Source organism: Kutzneria chonburiensis (genome assembly GCF_028622115.1).
Lineage (GTDB): Bacteria > Actinomycetota > Actinomycetes > Mycobacteriales > Pseudonocardiaceae > Kutzneria > Kutzneria chonburiensis.
Genome location: NZ_CP097263.1, coordinates 6,224,535 through 6,250,388, shown reverse-complemented (window position 1 = coordinate 6,250,388; position 25,854 = coordinate 6,224,535). Strand labels below are relative to the sequence as shown.

General features: G+C 69.3%; 24 protein-coding genes and 1 pseudogene. 13 read left to right on the top strand and 12 right to left on the bottom strand.

Annotated elements, in window-relative coordinates:
* Positions 1–21: 21 nt before the first annotated feature.
* Entirely contained in the window at positions 22–1,080 is a 1,059-nt protein-coding gene (locus tag M3Q35_RS28330) for an ABC transporter substrate-binding protein (protein WP_273935582.1), read from the bottom strand.
* 84 nt (positions 1,081–1,164) lie between these two features.
* Complete coding sequence (locus M3Q35_RS28325) at positions 1,165–3,615, bottom strand: LamG-like jellyroll fold domain-containing protein (protein ID WP_273935581.1); 2,451 nt, start codon at positions 3,613–3,615, stop codon at positions 1,165–1,167.
* A 411-nt stretch (positions 3,616–4,026) separates the two neighbouring features.
* On the opposite strand from M3Q35_RS28325, the gene M3Q35_RS28320 reads away from it, so the two are divergent.
* On the top strand, positions 4,027–5,808 hold the full coding sequence (locus tag M3Q35_RS28320; protein ID WP_273935580.1) for an LCP family protein: 1,782 nt from the start codon (positions 4,027–4,029) through the stop codon (positions 5,806–5,808).
* On the opposite strand, the gene M3Q35_RS28315 is transcribed toward M3Q35_RS28320, so the two are convergent.
* A complete protein-coding gene (locus tag M3Q35_RS28315; protein WP_273935579.1) occupies positions 5,805–6,095 on the bottom strand; it encodes a hypothetical protein in 291 nt (96 codons plus the stop codon). The two genes, M3Q35_RS28320 and M3Q35_RS28315, sit on opposite strands and share 4 nt — an antisense overlap.
* 52 nt (positions 6,096–6,147) lie before the next feature.
* Positions 6,148–6,567 carry a hypothetical protein gene (locus M3Q35_RS28310; RefSeq protein ID WP_273935578.1) on the bottom strand — a complete coding sequence of 140 codons (420 nt, stop codon included), beginning with the start codon at positions 6,565–6,567 and terminating at the stop codon, positions 6,148–6,150.
* A 134-nt stretch (positions 6,568–6,701) separates the two neighbouring features.
* Here M3Q35_RS28310 and M3Q35_RS28305 point away from each other — a divergent pair, with 134 nt between their 5' ends.
* Entirely contained in the window at positions 6,702–8,222 is a 1,521-nt protein-coding gene (locus tag M3Q35_RS28305) for an alpha/beta hydrolase (RefSeq protein WP_273935577.1), read from the top strand.
* 83 nt (positions 8,223–8,305) lie between these two features.
* On the opposite strand, the gene M3Q35_RS28300 is transcribed toward M3Q35_RS28305, so the two are convergent.
* A complete protein-coding gene (locus M3Q35_RS28300) occupies positions 8,306–8,530 on the bottom strand; it encodes a hypothetical protein (RefSeq protein ID WP_273935576.1) in 225 nt (74 codons plus the stop codon).
* Positions 8,531–8,622: 92 nt separating this feature from the next.
* Between M3Q35_RS28300 and M3Q35_RS28295 the strand changes: the two genes are divergently transcribed.
* Both M3Q35_RS28295 and M3Q35_RS28290 read left to right on the top strand, forming a co-directional pair.
* Positions 8,623–9,081: a cupin domain-containing protein gene (locus M3Q35_RS28295; protein ID WP_273935575.1), complete on the top strand. Its 459-nt coding sequence runs from the start codon at positions 8,623–8,625 to the stop codon at positions 9,079–9,081.
* Complete coding sequence (locus tag M3Q35_RS28290) at positions 9,075–9,530, top strand: helix-turn-helix transcriptional regulator (RefSeq protein WP_273935574.1); 456 nt, start codon at positions 9,075–9,077, stop codon at positions 9,528–9,530. Before M3Q35_RS28295 ends, M3Q35_RS28290 begins: the two co-directional genes overlap by 7 nt.
* Here the strand turns inward: M3Q35_RS28290 and M3Q35_RS28285 are convergent.
* Positions 9,515–9,850 (bottom strand): hypothetical protein, encoded by a 336-nt coding sequence (locus tag M3Q35_RS28285; RefSeq protein WP_273935573.1) that lies wholly within the window; start codon positions 9,848–9,850, stop codon positions 9,515–9,517. The genes M3Q35_RS28290 and M3Q35_RS28285 overlap by 16 nt on opposite strands.
* Before the next feature lie 151 nt (positions 9,851–10,001).
* On the opposite strand from M3Q35_RS28285, the gene rarD reads away from it, so the two are divergent.
* The 6 genes and pseudogenes from rarD to mtnC all read left to right on the top strand — a co-directional run bounded on the left by rarD (position 10,002) and on the right by mtnC (position 14,903).
* On the top strand, positions 10,002–11,015 hold the full coding sequence (rarD, locus tag M3Q35_RS28280) for an EamA family transporter RarD (protein WP_273935572.1): 1,014 nt from the start codon (positions 10,002–10,004) through the stop codon (positions 11,013–11,015).
* Positions 10,951–11,784, top strand: coding sequence for a TIGR03620 family F420-dependent LLM class oxidoreductase (locus M3Q35_RS28275; protein ID WP_273935571.1), 834 nt, complete (start codon positions 10,951–10,953; stop codon positions 11,782–11,784). The genes rarD and M3Q35_RS28275 overlap by 65 nt, the downstream gene beginning before the upstream one ends.
* Before the next feature lie 356 nt (positions 11,785–12,140).
* Positions 12,141–13,127 (top strand): annotated as a pseudogene (gene mtnA, locus M3Q35_RS28270) (S-methyl-5-thioribose-1-phosphate isomerase); the annotation flags it as partial.
* Positions 13,128–13,130: 3 nt separating this feature from the next.
* The gene (gene mtnB, locus M3Q35_RS28265; protein ID WP_273944497.1) at positions 13,131–13,697 is read left to right on the top strand and encodes a methylthioribulose 1-phosphate dehydratase; all 567 of its coding nucleotides are present in this window, start codon (positions 13,131–13,133) and stop codon (positions 13,695–13,697) included.
* Between the two features lie 10 nt (positions 13,698–13,707).
* A complete protein-coding gene (locus tag M3Q35_RS28260) occupies positions 13,708–14,271 on the top strand; it encodes a 1,2-dihydroxy-3-keto-5-methylthiopentene dioxygenase (protein WP_273935569.1) in 564 nt (187 codons plus the stop codon).
* On the top strand, positions 14,268–14,903 hold the full coding sequence (gene mtnC / locus M3Q35_RS28255) for an acireductone synthase (protein ID WP_273935568.1): 636 nt from the start codon (positions 14,268–14,270) through the stop codon (positions 14,901–14,903). Before M3Q35_RS28260 ends, mtnC begins: the two co-directional genes overlap by 4 nt.
* Positions 14,904–14,994: 91 nt before the next feature.
* Here the strand turns inward: mtnC and M3Q35_RS28250 are convergent, their stop codons facing one another.
* From M3Q35_RS28250 to M3Q35_RS28240, 3 genes are all read right to left on the bottom strand, one after another.
* Positions 14,995–16,701 carry an alkaline phosphatase family protein gene (locus M3Q35_RS28250; protein ID WP_273935567.1) on the bottom strand — a complete coding sequence of 569 codons (1,707 nt, stop codon included), beginning with the start codon at positions 16,699–16,701 and terminating at the stop codon, positions 14,995–14,997.
* A gap of 198 nt (positions 16,702–16,899) precedes the next feature.
* Entirely contained in the window at positions 16,900–19,074 is a 2,175-nt protein-coding gene (locus M3Q35_RS28245; RefSeq protein WP_273935566.1) for a 3-hydroxyacyl-CoA dehydrogenase NAD-binding domain-containing protein, read from the bottom strand.
* Positions 19,075–19,085: 11 nt separating this feature from the next.
* Positions 19,086–20,300: an acetyl-CoA C-acetyltransferase gene (locus M3Q35_RS28240; RefSeq protein ID WP_273935565.1), complete on the bottom strand. Its 1,215-nt coding sequence runs from the start codon at positions 20,298–20,300 to the stop codon at positions 19,086–19,088.
* Positions 20,301–20,486: 186 nt separating this feature from the next.
* Between M3Q35_RS28240 and M3Q35_RS28235 the strand changes: the two genes are divergently transcribed.
* The 3 genes from M3Q35_RS28235 to M3Q35_RS28225 all read left to right on the top strand — a co-directional run bounded on the left by M3Q35_RS28235 (position 20,487) and on the right by M3Q35_RS28225 (position 21,954).
* Entirely contained in the window at positions 20,487–20,870 is a 384-nt protein-coding gene (locus tag M3Q35_RS28235; protein WP_273935564.1) for a DUF6247 family protein, read from the top strand.
* 12 nt (positions 20,871–20,882) lie between these two features.
* Complete coding sequence (locus M3Q35_RS28230) at positions 20,883–21,140, top strand: hypothetical protein (protein ID WP_273935563.1); 258 nt, start codon at positions 20,883–20,885, stop codon at positions 21,138–21,140.
* A 64-nt stretch (positions 21,141–21,204) separates the two neighbouring features.
* Positions 21,205–21,954: a GNAT family N-acetyltransferase gene (locus tag M3Q35_RS28225; RefSeq protein ID WP_273935562.1), complete on the top strand. Its 750-nt coding sequence runs from the start codon at positions 21,205–21,207 to the stop codon at positions 21,952–21,954.
* Here the strand turns inward: M3Q35_RS28225 and M3Q35_RS28220 are convergent.
* The 3 genes from M3Q35_RS28220 to M3Q35_RS28210 all read right to left on the bottom strand — a co-directional run bounded on the left by M3Q35_RS28220 (position 21,947) and on the right by M3Q35_RS28210 (position 25,771).
* Positions 21,947–23,521, bottom strand: coding sequence for a beta-N-acetylhexosaminidase (locus tag M3Q35_RS28220; RefSeq protein WP_273935561.1), 1,575 nt, complete (start codon positions 23,519–23,521; stop codon positions 21,947–21,949). The genes M3Q35_RS28225 and M3Q35_RS28220 overlap by 8 nt on opposite strands.
* A gap of 89 nt (positions 23,522–23,610) precedes the next feature.
* Positions 23,611–24,462 carry a DUF3800 domain-containing protein gene (locus M3Q35_RS28215; protein WP_273935560.1) on the bottom strand — a complete coding sequence of 284 codons (852 nt, stop codon included), beginning with the start codon at positions 24,460–24,462 and terminating at the stop codon, positions 23,611–23,613.
* Between the two features lie 130 nt (positions 24,463–24,592).
* Positions 24,593–25,771 carry a cytochrome P450 gene (locus tag M3Q35_RS28210; protein WP_273935559.1) on the bottom strand — a complete coding sequence of 393 codons (1,179 nt, stop codon included), beginning with the start codon at positions 25,769–25,771 and terminating at the stop codon, positions 24,593–24,595.
* Positions 25,772–25,854: the final 83 nt, after the last annotated feature.

The window sequence follows — 25,854 nt, the reverse complement described above, 5'->3', positions numbered from 1 at the left end:
CGGCCGGACAGTCGGGACCGCTCAGTAGGCGCTGCCTACCTGGGCGGCGGCGTTGGCGCTGTCGTACTCCTTGTCCTGGATGGTGATCGTCTGCGGGATCGCCTTGCCGTCGAGGAAGTCCTTCAGCGTGGACAGGGCCAGTGGGCCGAACCGGGGGTTGGACTCGACGTCCCCGTTGATCTGCCCGTTGACGATGCCCTGCACCACGTTGCGGGTGCCGTCCACCGAGAACACCTTGATGTCGGTGCCGGGTTTCTTGCCGGCGCCGTTGATCGCGGTCACCGCGCCCAGCGCCATCTCGTCGTTCTCGGCGTAGATCGCGGTGATGTCCGGGTGGGCCTGGAGCAGCTGCTCGGTCACCGACTGGCCCTTCTCCCGGGTGAAGTCGCCGGTCTGCTGGGCGACGACCTGCACGCCTGCGGCGTTGGCCTTCAGGTAGTCGGTGAAGCCGCTGGTGCGGTCGGTGGTCACGTTGTTGCCGGTGGCGCCGAGCAGGATCGCCACCTTGGCCGTGCCGTTGGTCGCCTTCACCAGCTGGGTCGCCGCCCGCTTGCCCTGGGCCACGAAGTCCGAGCCGATGAACGTGAGGTAGTCCTTGCACGGGGTGGCCGAGGACAGCTTGCGGTCGATGGTGACCACCGGGACCTTCTTGTCCCGGGCCGCCTTCAGCGCCGGCTCGAGGCCCTCCGAGTTCAGCGGGGCCACCACCAGCAGGTTCGCGCCCTGGGCCAGCAGACCCTGGATGTCGGAGATCTGCTGGCTCAGGTTGGAGTTGGCGTTGCGCTTGAGCAGCTGCACGCCCTGCTTCTGGGCCTCGTCGGTGATCGACTGGGTCTCGGTGATCCGGAACGGGTTGGCCTCGGCCTCGGACTGCGAGAAGCCGATGACGGCCTTGCTGAAGTCCACCTTCGTGGCGCCGTAGGCGTCCAGCGTGCAGGTGGGTCCGGACGAGTTGGACGCGGTCTGCTGCCCGCCGCCGGTCGCGCCGGAGCCGCCGCCGCCGTTGTTCTCCGGGTTGGCGCATCCGGAGAGCACCAGTAGTGCGGCGACCGCGGCTACCGCCCCAAGGGAAGACTTCATCGTCAACATCCCTTCTACCCGCTTCGCATCAAACTAACGGAGAACTGCGTTTTGCTGTCAAGCGGTCACGCAATGTTTGTCCGATCAGGTGTCCGACCGGTACAGCTGATCGATCTCGGCCGCCGACAGCGCCCGGTCGTAGACGTGCACGCCGTCCAGCGCGCCGGGCCAGAAGTCGACCTGGGCCTTGTTGTAGAGCGCCCGCCCGAGCACCGTGTGGCCGACGGCGGCCTCGCCCGGGCAGTACGGCGCGGTGCCGGCGAGCTGGCCGTTCACGTACAGGCGGAGCTGCGAGTGCACCGAGTCGTACTCACCGACCAGGTGGTACCAGACCCCGACCTGCGGAGTCGGTCCCAGCGCCCGGATGGTCGGCGTGCTGAAGGCCAACCGGTTGTCCTGGGCCGAGTACTGGAGGAAGAACTCGCTGATGCCGTCACCGCGGTCCTGGCTGACCGCCGTGGCGAACCGCCCGGTCTTGTCCAGCCGCACCCAGGCCGCCACCGAATAGTCGGTCGTCGTGTCCAGAATGGACGAATTGGTGTCGGCCCACTGGTTGGCACCGTTGAGTTCCAGCGCCTGCCCGCTGTGGCCGTCCGTCCACACCGGACCGTTCTGCAACGCCAGCGCGTGGCCGTGACCCGAGGAGTCGTCGCCGACACCGTCCAGCGGCCAGGAGCCGACGCCGGTCAGGCCGGGCGTGCCAGGCGGCGGCGGTGTCGGCTGCGTGGCCTGCCCGGACGCGGCGATGACCGCCTTGTTCACCGCCCGGACCTGGGCCTGATCCGGCTTGAGCACCTTGCGGTCGTAGGTGAACAGGCCGTTGACCTCGTTCTCCACGTCGGTGGCCTGGGTGTAGATGGCCGCCGACAGCCCGCACTTGACCTCGCAGTCCTTGACCTTGTTCAGCAGCTCGACGTATCGGCTGGTCAGCGTGGCCTTGTCCGGCTCCATCTCGTAGCTGCCGCCATGGCCGGGCTGCCACTCGTGGCCCGGCGCGATCAGTCCGAGGCCGCCGAACTCGCCGTCGACCGCGGCCCGCGTGTCGCTCGGGATCGGGTTGCCGGGGCCGACGTAGGCGTGGTTGTCGTAGACGTCGCCGTTGCCGCCGTCGAAGGAGTAACAGCAGTTCAGGCCGCTGTTGTTGTTCACGAGCCGGCTCGGGTCCCAGGCCTTGACCTGGTCGGTCACCGCGGCCGGCGAGAACTCGCCCCAGCCCTCGTTGAACGGCACCCACTCCACGATCGACGGGTGGCTGACGTGCTGGTCGACCATGCTGTGCAGCTCGACCATGAACTGCTGCTCGGCCGCCGGCGTCGGCCGCGGCGTGCTGGGCACGGACGGGCCGAAGTCCACGTTCATCGCCGGCATGTCCTGCCACACCATCAGGCCCAGTTTGTCGGCCCAGTAGTACCAGCGGTCCGGCTCCACCTTGATGTGCTTGCGGACCGTGTTGAAGCCCAACGACTTCTGCTCGGCCAGGTCGAAGCGCAGCGCCGAATCCGTTGGCGCGGTGTAGATCCCGTCCGGCCAGAAGCCCTGGTCCAGGGTGCCCAGGCTGAACACGAACCGGCCGTTGAGCAGCGTGCGCAGCTTGCCGTCCGCGCCCTTGCCGATCGAGATGGACCGCATGCCGAAGTAGCTGGTCACGCGGTCGTCGCCGACCCGGACCGTCAGGTCGTAGAGGAACGGGTCGTCCGGGCTCCACAGGTGCGGCTGCTTGATCGGGATGCTGAGCTGCGTGTCGGCCCGGCCGGTGGTGCGGGCCACGACACGGCCGTGATCACCGGCGGTCACCTCGACCCGTGAACCCATCATGCCGGCGGTGTGCACGGTCAGCTGGAGCGAGTTGGTGGCCAGGTCCGGCACCGCATCCAGGGCCGTGACGTGCGTTTTCGGCACGGGTTCCAGCCACACCGACTGCCAGATGCCCGAGCTCGGCGTGTACAGGATGCTGTTGACCGGGTGCGCGCGCTGCTTGCCGATCGGCTGGCCGCCGTCCTCGGTCGGGTCGACCACGCCGACCACCAGCTCCTGGTCGCCGTGCCGGGTCAGGGCGTCGGTCACGTCAACGCTGAACGCGTCGTAGCCGCCCTTGTGCGTGGCCAGCTCATGTCCGTTGACCGACACCGTGGCCTGGTAGTCGACGGCGCCGAAGTTGAGCACCACACGCTGTCCGTGCCAGGACTCCGGCACGGTGAAGGTGCGGCGGTACCACATGGTGCTTTCGTGCCGCATGATCCCGGACAGGGCGGATTCCACCGGGTAGGGCACCAGAATCCGTTCCGGCAGGGAATGTCCGGCCGGCGGTGTGGTGCCGAACTGCCAGACCCCGTTGAGGCTGCGCCAGTCCTGGCGCACGAGCTGCGGCCGCGGGTACTCCGGCAGCGCGTTGTCCGGACCGACCTGGTCGGTCCACGGTGTCGACAGCGGCGGTTGCTGGCGGTGCCAGCCGCTGTCCGGCGCGGCGGCCGCTGGCTGGGCGAAGACCGACAAAGCGGCCAGCCCGACGACGAACACACTTGCGAATCTGCGCATCGGCACTCCTTAGACGCGGGTGCTGGGTGCGCGTTCCCTGGCGGGACCAGCCGTCGTCACGCAGGATGCTAGGACCGATACGCTAGGTCATCAACCGCCGTTCGTGCCCCCTGGTGTCCGGCCGGTGCGGCGAACTCGGCTACCGTACGGCCCGGACATCGCTGGGTGGGGGAGTTCCGGCACCGACACATCCTCGGCAACGAGTTGCCGGGGGCACGTGGTCAGGCACTGACGATCGCCGGGAGGTGGACGCCTGTGGACAGCAACTTCGGCAATCAGCCGCCCCGACGCCCCGGACCCCCGGCGGGCGGTGGACGGCCCCCGTCACCGGGCCAGTCATCGGCCCCATCAGCGGCACAGCCGCCGCGCCAGCCCGGACCCGGTCGGCCGCAACCGCCGCAGCGCGGCGCCGTGCCGCCGAACGGGCCGCGTCCCGCCGGCCAGCAGCCCCCGCCGCGCAACCCTGCGCCGGGCAATGGCGCTCAGCCCCCGGCCAAGCCGGCCGCGCCCAAGCCCGCGCAGCCGAGTGCCGCTCAGCCCGCGGCGAAGCCGGCCGCGTCCAAGCCACCGAATGCCGCCCAGCCCTCGGCCACGCCGGGCGCCGCCAAACCCGCCGCGCCTCAGGCGTCGGTCAAGCCGAAGCCGCAGGCCAAGACGTCCGCGTCGAAGTCGGAGCCGCCGGCCCGCAAGCCGGCCCCGGCGCGGCCGGCGCTCGGCGGCGCCACCGTGGCCAAGCGAGCCGGCCTCGTCGCGCTGGCCGTGGTGTCGACCGTGGTGTTAGTCGTCACCGGCTACGGCTACGCGACCCTGGACAGCCTCACCTCCGGCCTGGCCACCGACAACGTGATCAAGGCCGAGAAGCCGGCCGACGGCGCGATCGACGTGCTGCTGGTCGGCCTGGACAGCCGGACCGACGCGCACGGCAACCCGCTCGACCCGAAGCTGTTGGCCCAGCTCAACGCCGGTGGCGACGACGGAGAGCTGAACACCGACACGCTGATCCTGGTGCACATCCCCAACGACACCAGCAAGCCGGCCGCGCTGCTGTCCATCCCGCGCGACTCCTACGTCGACATCCCCGGCGGCTACGGCACCCACAAGATCAACTCGGCTTACGCCCGGGCCATGAACGACGAGGCCTCCGACCTGCGCAACAAGGGCGTGACCGACAACAAGCAGATCGCCCAGCAGTCCCAGTCGGCCGGGCGCAAGGAGCTGATCGCCACCATCGAGCAGCTCACCGGGGCCAGCATCGACCACTACGCCGAGATCAACCTGTTCGGCTTCAGCGAGATCACCCAGGCCATCGGCGGCGTCAAGGTGTGCCTCAAGGCGGCGACCAAGGACAGCTTCTCCGGCGCCGACTTCCCGGCCGGCGTGCAGACCATCTCCGGGGTGAACGCGCTCAAGTTCGTGCGGCAGCGGCACGAGCTGCCCAACGGCGACCTGGACCGGATCAAGCGCCAGCAGGTGTTCATGGCCGGCCTGGCCAGCACCGTGCTGTCCGGCGGCACGCTGACCAACCCCGGCAAGCTGGCCGGACTGATCGATGCCATCAAGAACGCCGTCGTGCTCGACCAGGGCTGGGACCTGCTCAGCTTCGCCACCCAGCTCAAGGGCATGACCGGCGGCGGGCTGCACTTCCAGACCATTCCGACCGGCCGTCCCGACCTGCCGACGCCCAACGACGGCCAGGCCGTCGAGGTGGATCCGGACCAGGTCAAGTCGTTCGTGCAGCAGCTGACCGGCACCAAGCCCACCGGCTCCAGCGCCCCGACCAGCGGCTCTTCGTCCACCGGCAACAGCATCACCGTCGAGGTGCGCAACGCCAACGGCACCCCCGGCCTGGCCGACGCCGTGATGTCCGCCCTGGTGGCCAAGGGTTTCGCCGACGGCGGCACCGGCAACTCGACCAAGCGGTCCAAGTCGGTCATCCGCTACCCGGCCGGTGGCGCCGCCGCCGCCGAGAAGGTCTCCGAGGCCTTGGGCGGCGGCTACGACACCGAGCAGGACGACGCCGACGGCATCCCGGCCGGCCACGTTCGGCTGTTCGTGTCCACGCAGTACGACGGCCCCGGCGCCACCCAGGGCTTCGCCGGCACTCGGGCCTACGCGTTGGCCCCGACGACCTCCGCCGCGACGCCGAGCTCCACCGACACGATCACCGCTGACGGCGTGACCTGCGTCAACTAGCTCTGGTGTTCCCCACCTGTGTCGAAGAAGGCGTCGAGGTAGGCCTCCGGTTTGAGCTCGCTGTCCCGTAACAGCGAGAAGACCTCGGTGCCCTGGGTGATCCGGTCCTCGGCCAGTGCGAACGCCTGGGCGAAATCGAGGTGCTCGAAGCGGTTGTCACGGGCGTAGTCACGGGCCTCGCGGCTGGCGAGCTCGATCGCCTGCGCGGGGAAGCCGCGCGCCACAAGGTGATCCGCTCCTCGTACGGCCGGCTGCCGCGGTCGGTCCAGCTCCAGCGGAACACGCACCGCACCCCGTACCAGCAGAGCCCGTCGTCGGTCACACCGTCGATTATCCCCGTTATTCGATCAGGTCGGCGCGAAGTTCCTCGCGTAGCGCCTCGAGCTGCCGGTACGACCACAGGTCGCGAAACGCCGTGATGCGGCGGCCGTCGGTGTCGAGCACGAAGTGCGTGCCGCGGCGGGCCATGGTGATCGCGCCGATCCGCTCCCGGTCGACCTTGCTGGCCGGCCCGATCAGCACGTGCACCCGCAACTGCCGGTCGTCCAGCACCAGCCGGGTCCGCCGCAGGTAGGCCACCGGGATCAGCGCGAACACCGCGACGATCAGCAGCCAGAGCACGATCTGCAACGGCCCGAGCGTGCCGATCGTGGTGAAACCGGCGATCAGGGTCGTCAGGGACAACAGTCCCATCAGGACGATCACGGACAGCACACGCGGATTGGTCGGCGAGCAGTGGATCACCAGCGGATCGGGCATGACTGCACCCCAGCACGAAAACGACCCGATCGGGGATAACGCTTTCATAACGCGCGGCCCGTCGCGCTGGGACGGCGGACCGGGTTCGCGGTCAACTGCGGCGTCGGTCTGCGGGAAAGCGAGGGGACCTCACCGTGAAATGGACCTTGGCACTGGCCGCCGTTCTGCTGGCCTCGACGGTCGGCGCGGCGCCGGCATCGGCCGGCACACCGACGACCGAGCCGCGGCCGCCGGTCGCGGACAAGGTGTTCACGCAGCCCTGCCAGCCCTACACGTTCTACGAGTGCGGCACCGTCTCGGTGCCGCTGGACTACGCGCGGCCCGACGGCCCCAAGCTGACCATCGCGGTGTCCAGGTACAAGGCCACTGGCAGTGCGCGCCAGGGCGTGATCCTGTTCAACCCCGGTGGTCCCGGCGGCAGCGGCCTGTTCGCCGCCGGCGCGGTGCCCAAGAGCGTGCGCGCCGCGTACGACTTCATCGGCTTCGATCCGCGCGGCGTCGGCCGCAGCAGCCCCATCAGCTGCGTCGACCCGTCCTTCTACGCGACGCCGGCGGCCGACCCCAACCCGGCCGACGACGCGGCCAAGGTGCCGTTCGTGAAGCGGGCACGGTCCATTGCGGACGGTTGCGCGGCCAAATCCGGCGCGGAACTGCCGTACATCAACTCGGTCAACACCGCCCGGGACATGGACGAGATCCGCAAGGCCCTCGGTGAGCCCCAGATCTCGTACTACGGCGTCTCCTACGGCACCTACCTCGGCCCGGTGTACGGGCAGCTGTTCCCGGACAAGGTGCGGCGGATGCTGTTGGACAGCAACATCAACGCCGACACCTCGGCCGTGTGGTACCAGGCCAACCTGGACCAGGACGTGGCCTTCCAGAAGCGTGCCGACATCTGGTTCGACTGGATCGGCCGCTACGACAACGTCTTCCATCTCGGCAGCGGCACGGAAGCCGTGTACAACAGCTACTTCAAGGCCCGGTCCCAACTCGCGGCCAAGCCGGCCCCGATGGTCGGCCCGGCCGAGCTGGACACGATCGTCGTCAACTCGGCGTACTACGACATCAACTGGGTCAGCAACGCCAAGGCCATCAGCGACTACGTGGTCAAGGGCGACGCCACCGGGCTGACGAAGTACATGCAGCAGAACAACCCGGCCACCGCGGATGCCGAGAACAGCCAGGCGGTGTACAACGCCGTCGAGTGCAACGACGCCCGGTGGCCGCGGAGCTGGACGGTGTGGAACAACGACAACACCGCCGTTGCGCGCAAGGCTCCATTGCTGACATGGTCCAACGCCTGGCTGAACCTCCCGTGCGCCTTCTGGCGAGTGCCCCAGGCGGAGCCGCTGCGTATCACCGGGGCCGGCCTGCCGCCGATCCTGATGCTCCAGGGCACCAACGACGCCGCCACTCCGTACGAAGGCGCGCTGCGCACCCACCAGTTGCTGCCCAGCTCGCGGATGATCATCGAGCAGGGCGGCGGGTCGCACGGGCTGTACAACTCGCCGTGGGTGGGCAACAAGTGCATCGACGACCGTGCGACGGCGTACCTGCTGACCGGGGCGGTGCCGCCGGCCGACGTCAACTGCGCCGCCCATCCGCTGCCCGATCCCACCGCCGCGCCCGCGTCACGGACGCTACCCCACCCGTAGCCGCCCTTCCGCCTCTTTTGTCACATGCGCTTCCTATGTGGCACTCAGCGCCACATGGGAAGCGCATGTGAAGAAAGCCGGGTTCACCAGATGGGGGTAGCCCGCGCGGGGGATTCGGGGCAGTTGACCAGCAGCACGCAGCGGAAACAGCGCATGCCGTCGGCGGTGTCGACGATCAGGTCGCGGTGGGCGGAGTGGGTGCAGCGGGCGGCCAGCATGCCCCGTCCGACCTGGGTGATCTGTGCCAGGGGAAAGGCATGCACCTGGTCGTCGTACTGGCTGTGCCACCAGATGAACGGGCCGGTCATGGCGGAAACGCTAGAAGCACGCCGCGGACCGGGTTCGCCATCGGGCGCACGTCACCTCGCCATCGCACGCACGGGTCGCTAGCGTCACCGAGGTGGAGCGCAACGAGCGCCTCGAAGCCATGCAGGAAGCCGCATCGGCGGCCTTCGCACCCCTGCGACTGACCACAGAGGACTATGACTTCGACGGCGGCATCCGGTACGCCAACGCGGGCGGCTTGCTGGTGGCCGACATCACCGGCAACCCGGGCGGCGTGTGGCGGCCGCAGCGGCTGATCACCTCGACGGACAACGAGCTGTACAAGTTTTCCCTGCACCTGAGCGGAACCTGCGCGCTGGGCCAGGACGGCCGGCACGCCACCGTGCGTCCGGGCGACCTTGTCGTCTACGACACCACCCGCCCGTACGGCCTGGTGTACGGCACGACCTACCGCACGGTGGTGGTCGGCGTGCCGAGGAACGCCTGGCCGGCCAGGCATCGGCGCTACAGCAGGCGATCGCCAAGCCGACCCGTACCGACGGCGGTCTGCGCCGGGTGGTCGCCGGCATGCTGAACGGCCTGGCCGAGGACCTGGACGGCACGGTCACCGAGGGCGGCACCCAGCTGGCCGACGCCCTGCTTGCGCTGCTGGGAAAGGTTTTCACCGGCGACACCGCGCTGACCGACCCGCGAACGTCGATGCGGGAACGGATCCTGGCCTACTGCGAGGCCAATCTGCGCGACCCCGACCTGTCCGTGGAGTCGCTCGCCCAGGCGCACGGGATTTCCGTGCGGTACCTGCACAAGGTGTTCGCCGGCACCGGTACGACCATTGCCGCCCTGATCAGAACCCGCCGTCTGCAACGGATCCGCGACGACCTGGCCGATCCCGGCCAGGCCACGGTACCGGTGGCGGTCATCGCGGCCCGCTGGGGCGTGTTGGACCCGACGCACGTCAGCCGGCTGTTCCGCGCGGCCTACGGCACGTCTCCGGTGGGCTACCGGCGTCAGTTGCTGCGCTGAATCGGCATCCAGGCGGCGGCCTGCACCCGGGCCAGTCCGCTGCGCACGGCGGCGGCGAAGCGCTGGGCCTGCTCGAACGGCACGCCGGTGCAGCGCAGCTCCAGGTGCTCGGCGCGGATGGACAGCGCGCCGCCGGACAGCGAGTTGCCGGCGGTGGCGACCGACACGACCTCGTTCAGCGGGATGTGCGAGTCCTCGGTCAGCACCCGGAACTCGGTGGCCACCAGCGTGATGCCGGGGCCGGACAGCACGGCACGCACCGACTCGGTCGGACCGAGCCGGTCGGTGAACTCGGCGGAAAGCTCAATGGTGTCGGCCATCGCCTCAGGATCCTGGCGGCGGGCCGGCATCGTCACTAGCCCGTCGGAGTGAGCACGCCGGTCACGCGGCGTGAGACCGTGAAGAAGAACTTCACGACCCATGCAGAAATTATTAATAGAAGTTCGGTGTCGACCGAGGTTAGCTGAGTCGGTGGTCGCCTCCCCGTCAACCCTGACCGAAATCCCTGCCCCATCGGGTCGAGCCCGCGAGGGCCTGTGGCTCGCGATCGCCGCGTACGGCATGTGGGGCTTGTTCCCGCTGTACTTCCCGCTGCTCGAACCGGCCGGCGCGGTGGAGATCCTGGCCCATCGCATCGTCTGGTCACTGGTCGTGCTGGGCGCGGTGCTGCTGATCCGTCGCCGCTGGGCCTGGGTCGGCCAGCTGTTACGCCAGCCCAAGCGGCTGGGCCTGCTGGCGCTGGCCGCGGTGATGATCGGGATCAACTGGGGCACGTACATCTACGGCGTGAACGCCGGCGACGTGGTGGAGACCTCACTCGGCTACTTCATCAACCCGCTGCTGACGATCGCGTTGGGCGTGGTCGTGCTGCGGGAGCGGCTCGGTGCGGCGCAGTGGGTCGCGGTCGGCATCGGCGTGCTGGCCGTCGTGGTGCTCACCGTCGGCTACGGCCGGCCACCGTGGATCGCCCTGATCCTGGCCGTCGCCTTCGCGGTCTACGGCTTCATCAAGAAGCGGGTCAACCTGCCGGCCGTCGAGGCCCTGTCGGCCGAGACCGCGGTGCTGTTCGTGCCGGCCGTGGTGTTCCTGGTCGTGGCCGAGGTCGTCGGGTTCGGCACGTTTCTCGGTCATGGCGTCGGGCATCCGTTGATGCTGGTCGGCGCCGGTCTGATCACCGTGGTGCCGCTGGTGTGCTTCGGCGCGTCGGCGATCCGGCTGCCGCTGTCGACGCTGGGGCTGGTGCAGTACCTGGCGCCGGTGTTCCAGTTCCTGGTCGGCATCCTGATCGACCACGAGCAGATGAACGCCACCCGCTGGCTCGGCTTCGGCCTGGTCTGGGTGGCCCTGGCCGTGCTGGTGGCGGACGCCGGCCGACGGTTGTACGATTCTGGTCGTACAAACCGATCGGGAGGGGCACGTCGTGGCGTTGGGGCGGGTAGGGATCTGGAACCGGACGGTCGCCGAGGGGCGGCCGGAGTCCGCTGAGGCCGCCGCCGAGCTGGAGGAGCTCGGCTTCGGGGCGGTGTGGATCGGCGGCAGCCCGCCGGTGTCGATGGCCGAGAACGTGCTCGCGGCGACCTCCCGCATCATCGTCGCCACCTCCATCCTCAACATCTGGCAGCACGAGCCGGCTGACGTCGCCACGCAGGCCGCCGCGGCCAACGCGAAGTTCGACAACCGCTTCGTACTGGGTCTCGGCGCCAGCCATGGGCCGATGGTGGCCAACTATTCGAAGCCGCTGGCCACCATGAAGGCGTTCCTGGCCGGCCTCGACGCCGCCGGCCACCCTCGGGAGCAGCGCCTGCTGGCCGCCCTCGGGCCCAAGATGCTGGAGCTGTCCGCGCGCGAGGCCGGCGGCGCGGTCCCGTACCTCACCACTGCCGAGCACACCGCCCGCGCTCGCGACATCCTCGGGCCCGACCGGCTGCTCGTGCCGGAGTTGAAGGTCGTCCTGACCAACGACCGCGCCGAGGGCCTCGACATCGGCCGCGAGCACCTTCAGATCTACCTCACCCTGCCGAACTACCTGAACAGCCTCCGCACCCTCGGCTTCGACGACGCCGACTTCGCCGACGGCGGCAGCGACAAGCTCGTGACCGGCACCGTCGCCGTCGGCGACGAGTCCGTCGTCGACGAGTGGGTGCAGCGCCACCTCGACGCCGGCGCTGACCACGTCGCCATCCAGGTCCTCAACAGTCCGCTCCCGCGGGACCAGTGGCGTGCCCTGTCCGGGTTGACCCAGCACCGTTCCTGACCCGGTACCGACCCCCGTCAGCGGCCGGTAGGCCGGTCACCGGGACGCCTTCCGAACCCGGTTTGGGGATGCGCTGCACGCGGTTGACCTGCACTCCGAGTGCGCGAGGCCCCGCCCCTGCTTCGTCCGGTTGCCGGATTTTTCGAGGTCCGCCACCCGACGCGCCCCCACCTGGCCCGATGCGGGCCTCGAAAAATCTGGCAAGGGCGAGGCAGGGGTCACGAGGGGCCGAGCCGCGACGCCGGAGGCGGCGCCATGTCACAGTCAAGTGTTCTCGTCCACTGGAAGACGGCTAACGCGCGTAACTGCAAACGTGCACACTGAGGGGCGTTTGCACACCGTCGGCTGGAGGACCATTGGAGCGGACACTGGCCTGGGACGGGGCCGCCGTCGTGGCTGTCGACCAGTGCGCGCTGCCGCACGAGCGGACCGTGCTGCGCCTGACGACACCGGATGAGGTCATCGACGCGATCAAGCGGCTGGCCATCCGGGGCGCGCCGGCGATCGGGGTGGCGGGTGCGCTGGGGGTGGCGTTGTCGGCGCAGCTCAGTGACGGCGACGACCAGGCGGTGCGTGAGGACGCCGAACGCATCGCCAACGCGAGGCCGACCGCGGTCAACCTCAGCTGGGCGGTGCGCCGGGTCCTGACGAAACTGCCGGGCGGCGCGCGGGCAGTGCTGGACGAGGCGCTGGCCATGCTGGAAGAGGACGAGCGGACCAATCGCGCCATGGCGGCTCGCGCCGCCGACGCGGTGCTCGGACTGACCAGCCGCCGTCCGCTGCGGATCCTGACCCACTGCAACACCGGTGCGCTGGCCACCGTTGCTGTGGGCACGGCGCTGGGCGGCATCAAGGAGCTGGCCGAGCGGGGCCTGGTCGAAGAGGTGTTGGCCGGCGAGACTCGGCCGCTGCTCCAGGGCGCGCGTCTGACGGCATGGGAGCTGACGCAGGCCGGGATTCCGTTCCGGTTGTGCGTCGACTCCGCCGGCCCGGCAGCCATCGCGGCTGGGCTTGTCGACGTGGTCATGGTTGGTGCCGACCGCATCACCGCGAACGGCGACGTCGCCAACAAGGTCGGCACCTACTCGCTGGCCGTCGCGGCCAAGCGCAGCGGGATTCCGTTCGTGGTCGTCGCCCCCGAGTCGACCGTCGACGAGTCCATCGCGGACGGCTCGCAGATCGTCATCGAGCAGCGGCACGCCGACGAAGTCATCGCCTTCCATGGGCATCGTGTCGCGCTGCCGGAGACGCCGGTGTTCAACCCGGCCTTCGACGTCACGCCGAACGACCTCGTGACGGCGATCGTGACCGAGGAGCGGGTCTGGCCGCAGCGGCCGGCCGGGCAGCTGGCCGAGGTCGCGCGCGGCCTCTACCAGCGCGGCTGGCTGGACGGCACCGCCGGCAACCTGTCCGTGCGGATCGGCGACCAGGCCCTGATCACCGCCAGTGGACGTAGCAAGGGCGAGCTGACCGACGCCGACGTGGTGCTGGTCGAGGCCGAGACCGGGGCCCACATCTCGGGGCCCAAGCCGTCGGCCGAGACGTGCATCCACGCCGCCATCTACAAGGCGTTCCCGGACTGCGGCGCAGTCGTGCACGCCCATCCGCCCTACGCGACCGCCGTCGCGGCGCGGGCCATGGCCGCCGGCCAGGAGTCCGTGCGCTTCACCGACTTCGAAATCATCAAGGGGCTCGGCGTCGCCGACCCGCACGCGGTGGACGTGCTGGTGTTCACCAACTGGTCGGACGTGCCGCGTATCGCCGCCGAGGTGGGCGAACGCGTCGACGGCTCAGTGCCCGTGCTGCTGATCGGCCACCACGGCGTGACGGCGTGGGGACCTACCCTGGAGATCGCTCGCAACCGGGTGGAGTGCATCGAGGCCCTCTGCCGGCTGCATCTGCTCACGAATTAGGAGACCACCGATGACGCTGTTGCAGGTCATGGCCGACGGCGACCGTGACGAGGTGTTGCTGCGCACCACCGACCTCGCGACGATCGCCGCCGAGCTGGCGCCGTTCAACATCACCCTCGAGCAGTGGGACACCGTCGAGCTGTCCGACACCGCCGGGCAGGAGGAGATCCTCGAGGCGTACCGGGCCGACGTCGAGAAGGTGTCCAAGGAGGGCGACTTCCGGCTGGTCGACGTGGTGCGGATGAAGCCGTCCGACGACCCCGAGTGGCCGGCCCTGGCCAAGGGGGCCCGGGAGAGGTTCCTCAACGAGCACACCCACGACGAGGACGAGGTCCGCTTCTTCGTCGAGGGCAAGGGCTGCTTCTACCTGCACCTTGACGGCAAGGTGTACGCCGTCGTGTGCGAGCGCGGCGACCTGATGTCGGTGCCGGCCGGCACCACGCACTGGTTCGACATGGGCTCGGAGCCGGAGTTCTGCGCGATCCGGTTCTTCCAGGAGGAGGACGGCTGGGTTGCCGGCTTCACCGGTGACGGCATCTCGTCCCGGATGCCGACGCTGGACGAACTGGTGTGATCGTCACCGATATCGAGGGCACCACCAGCGCGATTTCCCATGTGCACCAGGTGCTCTTCCCGTACTCGCGGGCGCGCATCGGTGACTGGGTGCGCCGGCCCGAGGCGGCCTCCGTGGTGCGCGAGGTGGCCGACGATCCCGATGAGGCGGCGTCGATCCTGGTCGGCTGGATCGACGCCGACGTCAAGGCCACGCCGCTGAAGACGTTGCAGGGCTTGATCTGGGCCGAGGGCTACGCCTCCGGCGAGCTCACCGCGCACGTCTACGACGACGTGCCACCGGTGCTCCGGCGGTGGTCGGCCGACGGTGTGCCGGTGTACGTCTACTCGTCGGGATCCGAACTGGCGCAACGGTTGTGGTTCAAGCACACCCAGCACGGCGACCTGTTGCACCATTTTGCCGGGCACTTCGACACCGTGTCGGCCGGGCCGAAGCGTGACGTCGGCTCGTACCAGGCGATCGCGAAGTCGATCGGGGCCGAGCCGTCGGAGCTGACGTTCCTGTCCGACGTCGCCGCCGAGCTCGACGCGGCCGCCGAGGCCGGCTGGCAGACGATCGGCGTGAGTCGTCCCGAGGACGGCTCCCCGGACACCGGCAACCACCGGCGGATCACCAGCTTCGCCCAGCTGTAAACCGGATTTCGATATGACGCTGAGCGGGACTCGCGGGGGTTCATCAACCCCCGCGAGTCCCGCTTGGCGTCAGGGCGAGTCCCGCTTGGCGTCAGCTGACGGTGAAGGTGACCGGGCCGGCCAGTGCGGTGTAGCCGTCGTTGTAGAGGTACCAGGCGGCATAGGTGCCCGCCGACAGCGAGAACGTGAGACTGCCGCCGGCCCCGGGCGCGTACTGCCAGGTCGTGGACGGCTGCGAACCGGGCTGCACGCCGACCGGGTAGATGCCGATCCAGTTCTTGTCGCTAACGGTCGCGGCCGGCGTTGAGTACTGAAACGTGCTCGGGCCGCCGGTCAGCGTGCTGCCGGCGGTGGTCGTGGTGAAGGCGTCGTCGAGCGGCGTGGCGTAGCGGTCGTTGGCGGTGATCGCCGGCAGCCCGAGCGCGGCCTCGATCGTCCGGCCGGTGCCGTAGTGGTCGTAGCGACTGGTGCTGACCCGCCCGGCCGGGACCGTGCCCTGCGAGCCGACGACGATCGTGGCGACCTGGTTGCCGACGCCGGAGGCGTTCTCGTCCCAGGTGACGATCAGCAGCGAGCGCTGCGTGGTCCACGCCGGCGAGTGCACGATCGGGTCGAGGGTCTGCTTCAGCCAGCCGTCCTGGACCTTCAGGCTGGCGGCGCTGCCGTTGCCGGACGCCTCACCGTCGTAGTAGTCGTCGGCGGCCAACCACGAGAACGCCGGCGTGGTCGACGCGCTGGCGAGGTCGGTCGTGAGCTGGTTGGTGTCGAACAGATGGGCCTGGCACCGCGCGGAATTCCCGCTCACGTTGGTGTAGTTGATGAACGGGGCGTCGTCCGGCTCGTAGTACTTGTCGTACTGCGTGGTGGTGTTGCAGGGCGTGCCCATGCCCTGCTCGTACGCCTTCCACGACTTGCCGGCGGCCTCGAGCTTGTCACCGAGATGCGCGTTGGGGTCGTTGATGTTCGGGAAGTACGTCGCCCCGGTGGCGTAGGTGTCGCCGCCGGCGATAGCGAGATAGTTCTCGTCGCTGGGGTGGTAGACGGCGTGGTAGTTGGCCATCAACGTGCCCTGCGCCATCAGGCTGTGCAGGTACGGCGTGTCAGTGGTGTCGTTCATGATGGCGGAGTAGTTGGTGTTCTCCATCATCACTGTGAAGACGTGGTCGTAGCCGGGGACCTGCGACGGCGGCGGGGTCAGCACCGGCTGGCGCACCGGCGTGGACAGCGTCAGCGACAGGTTGTCCGCGTAGCCGGATTCCCCGCTGCTGTTGACGAATCGCACCTGGACGAGCACCGAACGCGTGCCGGCGGGCACCGCGCCGGTGACGTCGCGGGCCAGGAACTCCGTTGTGCCACCGCGATCGGACTCGCTGACGGTCGGCAGCTGCGCGGTCGTCCCGAGCTGGTGCGCCGAGCCGTCGAGGAACTGCGCGGAAACGCCGGCATAGCCGGCATAAGTGGTCCAGCCGCCGAGCCAGCCGGACAGGTCGTACGTGACACCGCCGCCGTCGATCGCCGCTGCCGCCGAGGAAACGTCGACGGTCTGCGAGATCGTGCCGTCACCCTGATCGCCGGGGGCGAGAAAAGCCTTTCCCGGCAAGGGATTGGCCGGATGGCCGAAGCTGCCGGCCGAGTAGCAGATCACGTCCGGGCTGCCGGCCGTGACCGTCCAGCCGGGCACGGTCGTGGCCGCGTGCCAGTCGTTCGTGCAGTAGCCCGCCTCGGCGTCGCCGCCGACGATCAGGTTGCCGCTGCTGGTGGCCGCGAACGCCGGCGCACCGGCCAGCGTGATCGCCAAGCAGCCTACGAGAATCCCCAGTCGCATTCTGGTCCTGCCCTTCACCGCGTCGTGGTGCAGTGCAGTGTCGGGAGTGCCGTTGAACCCCCGGCGACGAGCAGGCTACCGGCAGACCAGCTTGTCGCCAACCCTTCACCGGCGGTTCAGACTTGGCCAGCGGGGCCAAGTCTGAACCGCACAAGTGTGCAACGTGGACAGTTATTCGAAGGTCTCGCCGGCGGCGGCCTTCTTGCGCAGCAGCTCCGGCGGGGCGAAGCGGTCGCCGTAGCGCTGGGCCAGCTCCTCGGCCCGGGCGATGAAGCCGTTGAGGCCACCCTCGTAGCCGTTGATGTACTGGAGCACGCCGCCGGTCCAGGCCGGGAAGCCGATGCCGAAGATGGAGCCGATGTTGGCGTCGGCGACGGCGGTGATCACGCCTTCCTCCACGCACTTCACCGTCTCGATGGCTTCGGCGAACAGCATGCGCTCCTGCATGTCCTTGAAGGGAATCTCGTCGCCCTCGCGGATGATGCCCGGCTTGCCGAAGTGCTCGACCAGGCCCGGCCAGAGGCCGGCGCGCTTGCCGTCGGCGTAGTCGTAGAAGCCCTTGCCGTAGGCGCGGCCGCCGCGGTCGAAGTCGACCACCATGCGGTCGATGACCTGCTCGGCCGGGTGTGAGACCCAGGTGCCGCCGGCCGCCTCGATCGCCTTGCGGGACTCGTCGCGGATCTTGCGCGGCAGGGTCAGCGTGAGCTCGTCCATCAGCGACAGCACCGGGGCCGGGTAGCCGGCCTGGGTGCTGGCCTGCTCGATGGACGGGGCCGGCAGGCCCTCGCCCAGCATGGCCACGCCCTCGTTGATGAACGTGCCGATGACCCGGCTGGTGAAGAAGCCGCGGCTGTCGTTGACCACGATCGGCGTCTTCTTCAGCTGGAGCACCACGTCGAACGCCTTGGCCAGCGCCTCGTCGCCGGTGTTGGCGCCGCGGATGATCTCCACCAGCGGCATCTTGTCCACCGGCGAGAAGAAGTGCAGGCCGACGAAGTCGGCCTGGCGCTTGACGCCCTCGGCCAGGCCGGTGATCGGCAGCGTCGAGGTGTTGGAGCACAGCAGCGCGTCCGGCTCGACCACGTTCTCGATCTCGGCGAACACCTGGTGCTTGAGCTCGGTGTTCTCGAAGACGGCCTCGATCACCAGGTCGCAGCCGGCCAGGTCGGCCGGGTCGGCGGTGGGGGTGATGCGGGCCAGGATCTCGTCCCGCTTCTCCGGCGTCGTCTTGCCGCGGCTGAGCGCCTTGTCCAGCAGGCCGACCGAGTAGTTCTTGCCCTTCTCGGCTGCCTCGATCGAGACGTCCTTGAGCACGACCTGCATGCCGGCGCGGGCGGCCGAGTAGGCGATGCCCGCGCCCATCATGCCGGCGCCGAGCACGGCGACCTTCTTGGTCGTGTACTGCGGAACGCCCTGCGGACGGCTGCCGCCCTTGTTGATCGTCTGCAGGTCGAAGAAGAACGCCTTGATCATGTTCTTCGAGACCTGGCCGGCCGACAGCTGGAGCATGTAGCGGGACTCGATGCGCAGCGCCGACTCGAAGTCGACCTGGCTGCCCTCGACCGCGGCCGACAGGATCGCCTTGGGCGCCGGCATCGGCGCGCCCTTGAGCTGCTTGCGCAGGTTGGCCGGGAAGGCCGGCAGGTTGGCCGCGAACTTGGGCACCGACGGCGTGCCGCCGGGGATCTTGTAGCCCTTGACGTCCCAGGGCTGCACGGCCGCCGGGTTGTCCTTGATCCACTGCTTGGCCCGGCCGATCATCTCCTCCGGCGTCGCCACGACCTCGTCGACGATGCCGGTGTCCCTGGCCGCGGCCGGGGCCAGCTGCTGGCCCTGCAACAGCAGCTTCAGCAGGGCGTCGGCGATGCCGAGCATGCGCACCGTGCGGACCACGCCGCCGGCGCCGGGCAGCAGGCCCAGCGTCACCTCGGGAAAACCGAAGCGGGACTTGGGGTTGTCCAGCGCGACCCGGTGGTGACAGGACAGCGCGATCTCCAGGCCGCCGCCCAGCGCCGAGCCGTTCAGCGCCGCCACGACCGGTCGGCCCAGCGTCTCCAGGCCGCGCAGCGCCGCCTTCGTGCTGGTCAGCGTGGCCATGAAGGTCTCGCCGTCGGCCGGCGTCACGCGGCGCAGGTCGTTGAGGTCGCCACCGGCGAAGAAGGTCTTCTTGGCCGAGGTCAGCACCACGCCCGTGATGTCGTCACGCTCGCGGCGCAGCCGCTCCACGACCTCGGTCACCGCCGCGGTGAACACCGGGTTCATCGTGTTGGCGGACTGGCCCGGCGCGTCCATCGTCAGCGTGACGATGCCGTCGGAGTCGGAGTCCCACTGGAAGTACTCGCTCATGACCTCGTCCCTCAGACGCGCTCGACGATGGTGGCGAGGCCCATGCCGCCGCCGATGCACAGGGTGACCATTCCGTACCGCAGCTCGCGACGCTCCAGCTCGTCCACGATGGTGCCGAGGATCATCGCGCCGGTGGCGCCCAGCGGGTGGCCCAGCGCGATCGCGCCGCCGTTGACGTTGACCTTGTCCCACGGGATGTCCATGTCGCGCATGAAGCGCAGCACGACCGCGGCGAACGCCTCGTTCATCTCGACCAGGTCGATGTCGTCCACCGTCAGGCCGGCCTTGGCCAGCGCCTTGCGGCAGGCCGGGGCCGGGCCGGTCAGCATGATCGTCGGGTCCGCGCCGCTGACCGCCGTCGCCACGATGCGGGCCCGCGGCGTCAGGCCGAACTCCTTGCCGATCTGCTCGCTGCCGATCGCCACCAGCGCGGCGCCGTCCACGATGCCCGACGAGTTGCCGGCCGTGTGCACGTGGTTGATGCGCTCGACCCAGTGGTACTTCTGCAGCGCCACCGAGTCGAAGCCGCCCATCTCGCCGATCATCGCGAAGGACGGCTTCAGCTCGCCGAGGCCCTCCAGCGTGGTCTGCGGGCGGATGAACTCGTCACGCTCCAGCACCGCGAGGCCGTTGCGGTCGCGGACCGGGACCACCGAGCGGTCGAAGAAGCCGTTGCTCTGCGCCTTGGCCGCGCGGGCCTGCGACTCCACCGCGTAGGCGTCCACGTCCTCGCGGGAGAAGCCTTCGATCGAGGCGATCAGGTCCGCGCCGATGCCCTGCGGCACGAAGCTCGTGTCGTAGGCCGTCTCCGGGTCCATCGCCCAGGCGCCGCCGTCCGAGCCCATCGGGACCCGGGACATCGACTCGACGCCGCCGGCCAGGATCAGGTCGTCCCAGCCCGAGCGCACCTTCTGCGCCGCGATGTTCACCGCCTCCAGGCCCGAGGCGCAGAACCGGTTCAGCTGCACGCCGGCCACCGTGTTCGGCAGGCCCGCGGCCAGTGCGGCCGTCTTGGCGATGTCGGCGCCCTGGTCGCCGACCGGGGTCACGCAGCCCAGCACCACGTCGTCGATGCGGGCCGGATCGAGGTTCGGGTTGCGGGTGCGCAGCTCGTCGATCAGGCCGACGAGCAGGGATACGGGCTTGACCTCGTGCAGCGACCCGGTCTGCTTGCCCTTCCCCCGCGGGGTCCGGACCGCGTCGAACACAAAAGCTTCGGTGCTCATGGCTGTGGCGCCTCCTGGCTCGGGCATCACCTCGACGGTAGCGGTGCCCCAAGTAACAATCAATCCAGCCTGCATGTATCACATACCGCCTGGAATGTGAGTTGGGTCTCCCTCGGACCGGTACCGATCACTACCGGTCCTTGCGGGTCGCTACCGGTTGCTGCACGTCAGCGTTATCGTGGCTGTATGGCCTCGCCGGCGCACTACTCGAACTCGGATCCGCATCAGTCCGCCGAGTCGATGGCCCAGGGGCACACGGAGTGGGCCGGCGACGAGGAAGCCGCGGCCAGGTTCGGCTCGCCGGCCTCGATCCGGGCGGCGTTGCTGTCCGAGCAGGTGGCCGAGTTCGACGCCGCCTACGACGCGGCGCTCACCGCCGCCCGGCAGACGCTCAGCCTGGACCAGTTGCACCAGGTGTTGCGGGTCTGGCGGCGGGTGGCATGGCAGACCGAGACCGACGCCAATGCCCTGCGCGAGATGGCGGACGCCACCGCCGAGGTGCGTCGCACGGGTACGCCTCGCGACGGCAGTGTTTCCTGGCAGGAGCTCAAGGCCGAGCTGGGCATCTGACGGTCGCTCTTCGTGTCCTACCAGCTCGACATCGATCCGCTCGCGCGTGCGCAGATCCGCGCTCTGCCGTCGGCCGCACACGGCGCGCTGTCCGAGGCGTTCGACGTGCTCGCGCTCGTGCCGGAGCGTGGTGAGCCGCTGCACGCCGGTAATCCCGACGGCGGTCTCTATCAGCTGGTGTTCGGCGGCGGTCCCGGCCTGATCACCTACCTGTTGCTGGCCGACCAGCGTCGGGTCGACGTGCTCATTGTCAACTGGGTCCGGCTGTAGCCCGAACGCGCGGGGTCGGCGAAATGGCAGCGGGCTTCGGGGCGGGCGGCGCTACCGTGGCCGGATGAGCACCCCCGACGACATCGTCGACTTCCTGGTCGGGTTTTCCTGCCGACAGGCCACGGACGTGATCGAGGTGCCGGGCGGGGTGGCGGTCCGACATCGGGACTTTCCGGCCTCGTACAACAACAACCGGGTGCTGGTGCGGGAGCCGGTCGAGGCGGGGGAGCTGCTGGCGGCGGTGGACGAGGTGATGGCGGACCTGGACTACCGCGTGATCGTGTTCCTCGACGACGAACCGGGGCGGGAGTTCGGGCCGGCGGCGGAGGCGGCGGGGTATCAGGCGCACGAGCTGGTGCCGATGAGGTTCGGGGCCAAGGTGCCGCCGGAGCCGGCGGTACGGGTGGAGTCGCTGAAACTGCCGGTGATGATCGAGGCGCTGCGGCGGAACTGGCGGGCCGAGGAGCCGGAGCTGCCGGAGGACGAGGTGGAGCAGCTGGCCACCCGCATCGCGGCGCGGCAGCGGGGTGCGGACGAGGTGCACTTCCTCGGGGTGCTGGCCGACGGTCAACCGGTCGCCTGGGCGGATCTGTATCTGCACCAAGGGATCGCGCAGATCGAGTACGTGCTGACGCCGCCCGGGTACCAAGGCCGCGGCTACTCGACGGCGATCATGCACGAGGCGCTGCGCCGGGCCCGGGACTGCGAGACGGTGTTCCTGTTCGCCGACGGCGTCGACTGGCCCCAACACTGGTACGGCCGACTGGGGTTCACCCCAGTCGGCCGCTTCCACGAGTACGTCAGGACTACTTAGCCCACGGCACCTGCGGCGAGGCGTAGAAGTTCACGCCCTGCGCCTTCCACCGCGGCCCCTGCGCGGCCAGCCGCGTCTTGAACGTGGTCCAGTTGTGCGTCGCCGCCTGCGACCAGCCCAGCTCGGCCAGCTCGGCCAGCCGTGGGAAGGCCATGTACTGGATGTCGGCCAGCTTGGTGATGGTCTCCGTCCACAGTGGACCCTCGACGCCGTTGACGTTGGCCGCGCTGACCCCGGTCAGGTACTTGCCCGGGTCCCAGCTGTAGGCGTCCTTGGCCTCGATCAGGCCGGCCCAGTCCTGGCCCAGCGGCGTGCTGGCGGTGTACTTCATGTCCAGGTAGGCCAGGTTGGCCGGGGACAGCACGAAATGCGTGCCCTTCTTGGCCGCGGCCTGCACGGCGGCGTTGGTCGGCGTGGTGTCCCAGTACTGCCCGATGGTCGACGGCAGCAGATCGGCCTTGCTGATGTCGTGCCAGCCGATGGCGATCTTGCCGTGCTTGGCCACGATCGCCTGGACCTTGGGGATGAACGCCTTGTAGTCGGCGTCGGTGGTGGACTGCGACTCGTCGCCGCCGATGTGGATGTACGGGCCGGGGGTGATCGCCGCCAGCTCGCCGATCACGTCGTCGAGGAACTTGTAGGTGATGTCTTTGTTCACGCACAGCGTGCTGAAGCCGACGTCGGTGCCGGTGTAGAGCGGCGGGGCCACGCCGTTGCAGTTCAGCTCGGCGTAGGAGGCCAGTGCGGCGTTGGTGTGCCCGGGCATGTCGATCTCGGGGATGATCGTGATGAACCGGCTGGCCGCGTAGGCCACGATGTCCTTGTACTGGGCCTGCGTGTAGTAGCCGCCGGCGCCGCCGCCGACCTGGGTGCTGCCGCCATAGGTGGCCAGCCGCGGCCAGCTGTTGATCTGGATGCGCCAGCCCTGGTCGTCGCTCAGGTGCAGGTGCAGCGTGTTGACCTTGTACCGGGCGATCTCGTCGATGTAGCTCTTGACCGTGTCCACGCCGAAGAAGTGGCGGGACACGTCCAGCATCGCGCCGCGGTAGCCGAAGCGCGGGTGGTCGGTGATCCGGCCGCCCTGGATCGTCCACGGGCCGGCCTGCTTGGTGCTGGCGTCGATGCTGGCCGGCAGCAGCTGGCGCAGCGTCTGCACGCCCTCGAACAGGCCGGCCGGCTTGTTCGCGGTCAGCACCACCGAGTTCGTGTTGACCGTCAGCTGGTAGCCCTCGTCGCCGAGGGACGGGTCGGGCGCGACGAGCAGCTGGATCGGGTCGAACGCGTGCGCGACGAACGCCTTGTCCACCGGTAAGGCGAAGCCGGTCGCCGGGCGCAGCGCGCCGGCCAGGTAGTCGCCGACCGGTGCGGCCTGGCCACTGGCGGCGATCCTGGCCCCGCTGCCCAGCGTGAAGACCGAGCTGGCCTGGGCCACGGTGGCCGGGGCCGGCACCACGCTGGCGTACGGCACCGCCTTCGGTTTCACCGGTGCCGCCTGCGCGGCACCCGCCGTCCCGAGCAACGTGATGGCGGCGGCCGCGAGGACCAGCTGCCGGGGGATCGTTGACATGTCTGGATGTCCTCCCGCGCGGGAACCTGGGCGTGGCGGCGGAAACCCATTGGATACAGCCCCCGTGCGGCTGTCAAGGTCTGGACCACTCAGGGGGCCGCGCTGAACAGCAGCGACCCGGTTCGCTTGCACCCGATGTCACTCACGACCAGTCCGCCGCGCCAGCGGCCGGTCTCGTCGAGGTAGCGGAACTGCAATTCCCGCAGCGCCTCGCCATGGTCGTCCCGCACCCGGTGGTATCGCCCGGAGGAGTGAACGGAAACGCATTTCGTGCCGTACGCGACGGCGGCCATCGGGAACACGAGAGTGGAGGCCAGCAGGTCGGCGATCTGGATACCGACATGGTTTCGGCTGTCGGAGAACAGCGGCACTTCCAACACGGGCGGATACGGGTCGCCGGCGACCCGGTACTTCTGCGTGAATATCGAGTGCGCGACCCGCGAGTTGGCCTCCGGGTCCCGGCCGTCGGCGATGAGCAGCCCGGTCGAGCTCCGCTCGATCAGATACTGGGAGAAATGCTTCGCGATGTCCTGCGCGGCGTAGCAGTAGGTGGCGTCCGGCTTGAGCCCCTTGCCGGGGCGCTTGACCCAGATTCGCCCGACGACCTTGCCGCCGTGCCGGTTGACCAGTTCGATCAGGGCCTGTTGGATCAGCGAGGCCTGGCGGCGCCGGTTGCGGGAGTCGCTGCGGACCATCTGCAGCACCTCGTTGCCCTTGAGCTCGTGCAGCACCTCGTCCAGGGCGAGGCCGGTGTTGAAGCGGCGCGGGAAGTACCGCCGCTTGAGGGCCAGGAAATCACGGGTGAGGCCGGGAACGGCGCCGGCCTCGACGATAAGCCCCAGAATCACCATCACCGGAGTCGAGTTAATTCCCCGATCGGGTGATTCTGAGCCGCCGGACTCGTCGATATAGCAGAAATGCACCCGGGCAACATAGCGCATAAAAGCACTAAGGCCGCCCCGGGGGGCGGCCTTAGGATGTGGTGTTCGGTCGTTCTGACCTATGCACCGATACAGCCGTTTCTAGCTCGAAGCATACCCCACTACGCCATCCGGACGCAAACCGCGAAGCTCAGGCGCTGACCGTCAGCGCCGACACTCCCCGCAGGATGAAGTGGTCACGGTAGACCGGACGGTCGTCGACGAGCGTCAGCTCGGGCAGCGCGGTGGCGAGGCCGGCCAGTGCCAGCTGACCCTCCAAGCGGGCCAAGGGGGCGCCGAGGCAGAAGTGGATGCCCTGTCCGAACGAGACGAGGCGGCCGGGCTGCCGGGTCAGGTCAAGACGGTCGGGGTCGGGGAAGGCGTCGGGGTCGCGGTTGGCGGCGCCGAGGATCATGGACACGATCTCGCCGGCCAGCACGGAAGCGCCGGCGACCTCGGTGTCGGCCAACGCGACCCGGGACACGAACTGCACCGGCGAGTCGTAGCGGAGCAGCTCCTCGGTGGCGGCCGGCGCCTGGTCGGGGTTGTCCCGCAGGAAGGCCAGCTGCGCGGGATTGCGCAGCAGGGCCAGGGTGCCGTTGCCGATGAGGTTGACGGTGGTCTCGTGTCCGGCGACCAGCAGCAGCGCGAGGATGTCGAGCAGCTCCTGCTCGTCCAGCTTGTCGCCGTCCTGCTCGGCGGCGATCAGCCCGGTGAGCAGGTCGTCGGCCGGATGCCCGCGGCGGGCGGCGATGAGTTCACGGAAGTAGTTGTCGAACTCCAGCTTGGCCTCGTCCCGGCGGACCAGCTGCTCGGGCGTCTGCATGAAGTCGGGGTCGATGCCACGGGCCATCTCCTCCGACCAGCCGCTGAACCGTGCCTGGTCCTCGACCGGCACGCCGATGAGTTCGCTGATCACGATCACCGGCAGCGGATAGGCGAAGGCGCTCATCAGGTCGAATTCGCCGGCGCCACGCAACGGAGCCAGCAAATCGTCCACCCGCTGCTGGATACGAGGTCGCAGCTCGCGGATCACCTTGGGCGTGAAGGCCCGGCTGACCAGTCCTCGCAGCCGCGTGTGGTCCGGCGGGTTCAACGTCAGGAACGACAGGTGATCCGCCGCACGGTTGATGCCGACCCCGTGCCCGAGCTTCTGGTCCCTCAGCGCCGCCTCGATGTCGGCGTGCCTGGTCAACGTCCAGATGCCCATCGCGCTGTGGTGCACCGGATCGCTCTCGCGCTGCCGTCGGTAGACGGAGTACGGGTCGTCGCGGAAGCCGGGCTTCATCGGATCGAAGCCGAACGGCGTGTCGTCCACGGTCAGCGTCATGGCTCCACTGTGGCCCCGGCCCGACGCAGAGTCAACACGGTGTCGAAAAAAGTCGCCAGCGGGTTGAAAAGGGTATGATCCGT

What these genes read in the sequence shown, in the direction of transcription:
- M3Q35_RS28330 (WP_273935582.1), bottom strand. Translation starts at nt 1,080, where the DNA reads ATGAAGTCTTCCCTTGGGGCGGTAGCCGCGGTCGCCGCACTACTGGTG.
- M3Q35_RS28325 (WP_273935581.1), bottom strand. Translation starts at nt 3,615, where the DNA reads ATGCGCAGATTCGCAAGTGTGTTCGTCGTCGGGCTGGCCGCTTTGTCG.
- M3Q35_RS28310 (WP_273935578.1), bottom strand. Translation starts at nt 6,567, where the DNA reads ATGCCCGATCCGCTGGTGATCCACTGCTCGCCGACCAATCCGCGTGTG.
- M3Q35_RS28300 (WP_273935576.1), bottom strand. Translation starts at nt 8,530, where the DNA reads ATGACCGGCCCGTTCATCTGGTGGCACAGCCAGTACGACGACCAGGTG.
- M3Q35_RS28290 (WP_273935574.1), top strand. Translation starts at nt 9,075, where the DNA reads ATGCTGAACGGCCTGGCCGAGGACCTGGACGGCACGGTCACCGAGGGC.
- M3Q35_RS28285 (WP_273935573.1), bottom strand. Translation starts at nt 9,850, where the DNA reads ATGGCCGACACCATTGAGCTTTCCGCCGAGTTCACCGACCGGCTCGGT.
- M3Q35_RS28260 (WP_273935569.1), top strand. Translation starts at nt 13,708, where the DNA reads ATGACGCTGTTGCAGGTCATGGCCGACGGCGACCGTGACGAGGTGTTG.
- M3Q35_RS28245 (WP_273935566.1), bottom strand. Translation starts at nt 19,074, where the DNA reads ATGAGCGAGTACTTCCAGTGGGACTCCGACTCCGACGGCATCGTCACG.
- M3Q35_RS28240 (WP_273935565.1), bottom strand. Translation starts at nt 20,300, where the DNA reads ATGAGCACCGAAGCTTTTGTGTTCGACGCGGTCCGGACCCCGCGGGGG.
- M3Q35_RS28235 (WP_273935564.1), top strand. Translation starts at nt 20,487, where the DNA reads ATGGCCTCGCCGGCGCACTACTCGAACTCGGATCCGCATCAGTCCGCC.
- M3Q35_RS28225 (WP_273935562.1), top strand. Translation starts at nt 21,205, where the DNA reads ATGAGCACCCCCGACGACATCGTCGACTTCCTGGTCGGGTTTTCCTGC.
- M3Q35_RS28220 (WP_273935561.1), bottom strand. Translation starts at nt 23,521, where the DNA reads ATGTCAACGATCCCCCGGCAGCTGGTCCTCGCGGCCGCCGCCATCACG.
- M3Q35_RS28215 (WP_273935560.1), bottom strand. Translation starts at nt 24,462, where the DNA reads ATGCGCTATGTTGCCCGGGTGCATTTCTGCTATATCGACGAGTCCGGC.
- M3Q35_RS28210 (WP_273935559.1), bottom strand. Translation starts at nt 25,771, where the DNA reads ATGACGCTGACCGTGGACGACACGCCGTTCGGCTTCGATCCGATGAAG.